The organism is Yoonia sp. (assembly GCF_046498525.1).
Taxonomy (GTDB): domain Bacteria; phylum Pseudomonadota; class Alphaproteobacteria; order Rhodobacterales; family Rhodobacteraceae; genus Yoonia.
Genome location: NZ_JAWOAN010000146.1, coordinates 1 through 3,369 on the forward strand (window position 1 = coordinate 1; position 3,369 = coordinate 3,369).

The following is a 3,369-nucleotide window of genomic DNA, read 5'->3' on the forward strand; positions in this document are numbered from 1 at the left end:
TGCTAGGCGCGATCGCTCTGGTGACACTGGGCTTGCTTCCGGCTGCCGTGGCCTTTGCGCTTGGCGTTCTGGCGTCGATGGTTTTTGGTACAGTGCCGCTGCGGCAGGTCTACACGTCAATCGATTGGCCGGTGATCGTCTTGCTGGCGGCGCTGATCCCGGTTGCGGGCGCGATGCAAAGCACCGGTGCCGCCGAACTTCTGGCGCTTTTTCTGGTGGACACGGTCGCACAGGGCAATGCGATTGCGGCGCTGGTCGTGGTTCTGGTCACCACGATGTTTCTGTCGGACGTGATGAACAATGCTGCTACCGCAGCGGTCTTGTGCCCCATCGCTCTTGGTATCTCATCGACGCTTGGGGTGAATCCTGACAGCTTCTTGATGGCTGTCGCGATTGGCGCTTCCTGTGCTTTTCTGACCCCGATCGGTCACCAGAACAATACACTTATTCTGGGGCCGGGCGGGTTCCGCTTTGCTGACTACTGGAAACTTGGCCTGCCGTTGGAGGTGCTGGTCGTCACGGTCAGCGTCCCTTTGCTGCTGTTCGTCTGGCCATTGTGACTGTGCAATAACACAGGCTCAAAGTCAGGCTGGCCGAGGTGCCAGTGGTGACTTTTCCGATCATCGCATTGGTCGGCACTGGTGTGTGAATACAGCTTTACAAAACTAGAATTGTAGTTATGTTTTCCCCATGACCACAATCAGTCCCAATGCACGTGCGCTTGCTGCCCTTGGCCATGACGCCCGCCTGTCGATCTTTCGCTTGCTGGTCAAAGCGGGGGAGGAGGGGCTCAGGGTTGGCGAGATCGGCGATCATCTGGGGCTCGCCCCTTCGACGCTTGCGCATCATCTGTCGACGCTGGTCGATGCCGGACTGGTCCTGCAAGACAAGCAGGGGCGCGAAGTGTTCAATCGTGTCGATTTTCCCGCGATGAACCGGGTGGTCGATTTTCTGACCTCCGAATGTTGTTCGGGCGTGACCGTTCAATCCACGGAGGATGCCGCATGATGCGCCTGCCCCTTTTTGCTGACCGCATAAAACTAGAAATCCGGAGATTTAGATATGACTGATGCAACCCTTCCTCGATCAAGCCTTCGGTCCGTATTGAGCCAACTGTGGCGCGACCAGCGGGTCTGGCTGGCCTCTGCGGTGATCCTTGCGGTTCTGGCCCTGTTCGACCCATTGCAGGCCGGCGACAGTGCCGTGTTTGCGGGCAGTGCCTTGCTGCGCACGGCACCCTATCTGCTGTTGTCAATCGGCATTGCCGCCTGGGCCAATGCAACCAGCGCGGACAACCTGATCGCCCGCGCCTTCACCGGTGCGCCGATCCTGATGATCGGGTTGGGCGCGCTGGCGGGCGGCATTTCGCCCTTCTGTTCCTGCGGAGTGATCCCTTTGATTGCGGCGCTGCTGGCGATGGGGGTGCCGCTCTCGGCGGTGATGGCCTTCTGGCTGGCGTCGCCCATCATGGACCCGTCCATGTTTGTGCTGACAGCGGGTGTGCTGGACCTTGAGTTCGCCATCGCCAAGACGATGGCTGCAATCGGTCTGGGTATCTTCGGCGGTACAGTTGTTCATGTGACGATGCGCGGCGGCGCCTTTGCGGATCCGCTGCGCGAGGGCATCGGCAATGGCGGCTGCGGCGGCGCGAAGGTCCGCGCGCCCAAGCCTGTTGTCTGGCGTTTCTGGACCGAGGCCGAGCGCCGCACGAAGTTTGGCAAGACAGCACTTACCACGACGCTGTTCCTCGCCAAATGGCTCACGCTGGCCTTTATCCTTGAAAGCCTGATGCTGGCGTGGATTCCGGCGGAAACGGTCACAGCGGCGCTGGGGGGCGAAGGCCTGATGCCCATCGTGACAGCGACACTTGTTGGGGTTCCGGCCTATCTGAACGGCTATGCGGCGCTGCCGCTGGTGGGCGGGCTGATCGAGCAGGGCATGGCCCCGGGCGCTGGCATGGCGTTCCTTGTGGCGGGTGGTGTCACGTCGATCCCGGCGGCCATGGCTGTCTGGGCGCTGGCGAAACCGCAGGTCTTCGCGCTTTATATCGCACTGTCGCTCAGCGGCGCTTTCGCGGCAGGCCTGCTGTTCCAGCTCTGGACGTCAATGGCATGATCTGAAACGGCGGCTTCGCTGATTGGCGGCGGCACTTACTCCGGAAACCTATCTCTTGTGCGGTTGGCGAACCAGACGAGCGACAGCATGACCGGGACTTCGACCAGCACGCCGACGACCGTGACCAGTGCTGCGCCGGAGTTCAGACCGAAAAGACCGATTGCGACGGCCACCGCCAGTTCAAAGAAATTCGACGTGCCGATCAGCGCACAAGGTGCCGCAACCTTGTGCGGCACGTTCCAGCGCCACGCCCAGAAGTATGCGATGGCGAAAATCCCGTAGGACTGGATCAGGATCGGCGTGGCCAGCAGAAGAATCAGAAACGGGTTATCCGTGATGACATTTCCCTGAAAACCGAACAACAGGACGACAGTCAGTAGCAGACCCAAAACCGACGCGGGCTTGATCCGCGCCGTGAACGCGGCCACCGCCGCTTCGCCCCCCTGTCGGGTCAGCCGCGCGCGGGTCAGCACCCCTGCCGCCAGCGGCAGTACGACATACAGCACAACCGACAGCACCAGCGTTTCCCATGGAACGGCGATGTCGGTCACGCCCAACAGCACGGCAACGATCGGTGCAAAGGCGAAAACCATGATCACATCGTTCAACGATACCTGAACCAGCGTGTAGTTGGGATCGCCCTTCGTCAATTGCGACCAGACAAAAACCATCGCCGTGCAGGGTGCGGCTCCCAGCAGGATCAAGCCTGCAATGTATTGGCCTGCATTGGCCGGGTCGATCAGGTCCGCGAAGACGTAGTTGAAAAACAGCACCCCGAGTGCCGCCATCGTAAAGGGCTTGATCAACCAGTTCACGACCACGGTGATCACTAGTCCCTTGGGTCTTTTGCCGACACCCTTGAGCGCGCCAAGGTCCACCGCAACCATCATCGGATAGACCATTGCCCAGATCAGCACCGCCACGACCAGATTGACCGAGGCGTATTCAAGTGATGCCAGAAACCCGAACAGACCCGGCAGCAGGTTCGCCAACACGATGCCTGCAACGATGCATAACCCGACCCAGAGCGAAAGATAGCGTTCAAACAGTGACATGGTTCATCCTCTGACAGCGGAAGGAATGACGCAACGATCCGTTTCCTCGACCGCAGCTTCAAGCTCGGCAATCAACCCAGACAGGGATGTCAGAGCGCCCGGTGCGAGCGAATAACAGACGCGCGGTGGATCAATCCGGCCTTTGATCACGCCCGCATCCCGCAGGATGCGCAGGTGTTCTGAAACCGTGGATTGCGCG

At 60.3% G+C, this 3,369-nt stretch carries 5 protein-coding genes; 3 read left to right on the top strand and 2 right to left on the bottom strand.

The annotated features are described in order from the left end of the window. The 3 genes from R6T97_RS09770 to R6T97_RS09780 all read left to right on the top strand — a co-directional run. A partial coding sequence (locus tag R6T97_RS09770) for an SLC13 family permease (protein ID WP_410349107.1) occupies positions 1-560 on the top strand: 560 nt, incomplete at its 5' end. Positions 561-690: 130 nt separating this feature from the next. Then, positions 691-1,008: an ArsR/SmtB family transcription factor gene (locus R6T97_RS09775; RefSeq protein WP_410349108.1), complete on the top strand. Its 318-nt coding sequence runs from the start codon at positions 691-693 to the stop codon at positions 1,006-1,008. Between the two features lie 54 nt (positions 1,009-1,062). Next, entirely contained in the window at positions 1,063-2,115 is a 1,053-nt protein-coding gene (locus tag R6T97_RS09780; RefSeq protein WP_410349109.1) for a permease, read from the top strand. 35 nt (positions 2,116-2,150) lie between these two features. On the opposite strand, the gene arsB is transcribed toward R6T97_RS09780, so the two are convergent. Together arsB and R6T97_RS09790 are read right to left on the bottom strand one after the other, a co-directional pair. Then, positions 2,151-3,170 carry an ACR3 family arsenite efflux transporter gene (gene arsB, locus R6T97_RS09785; RefSeq protein WP_410349110.1) on the bottom strand — a complete coding sequence of 340 codons (1,020 nt, stop codon included), beginning with the start codon at positions 3,168-3,170 and terminating at the stop codon, positions 2,151-2,153. A 3-nt stretch (positions 3,171-3,173) separates the two neighbouring features. Further along, a partial coding sequence (locus R6T97_RS09790; RefSeq protein ID WP_410349111.1) for an ArsR/SmtB family transcription factor occupies positions 3,174-3,369 on the bottom strand: 196 nt, incomplete at its 5' end.

Excerpts from the sequence above, each read along its gene's own strand:
- arsB (WP_410349110.1), bottom strand. The coding sequence starts at position 3,170 with ATGTCACTGTTTGAACGCTATCTTTCGCTCTGGGTCGGGTTATGCATC.
- R6T97_RS09780 (WP_410349109.1), top strand. The coding sequence starts at position 1,063 with ATGACTGATGCAACCCTTCCTCGATCAAGCCTTCGGTCCGTATTGAGC.
- R6T97_RS09775 (WP_410349108.1), top strand. The coding sequence starts at position 691 with ATGACCACAATCAGTCCCAATGCACGTGCGCTTGCTGCCCTTGGCCAT.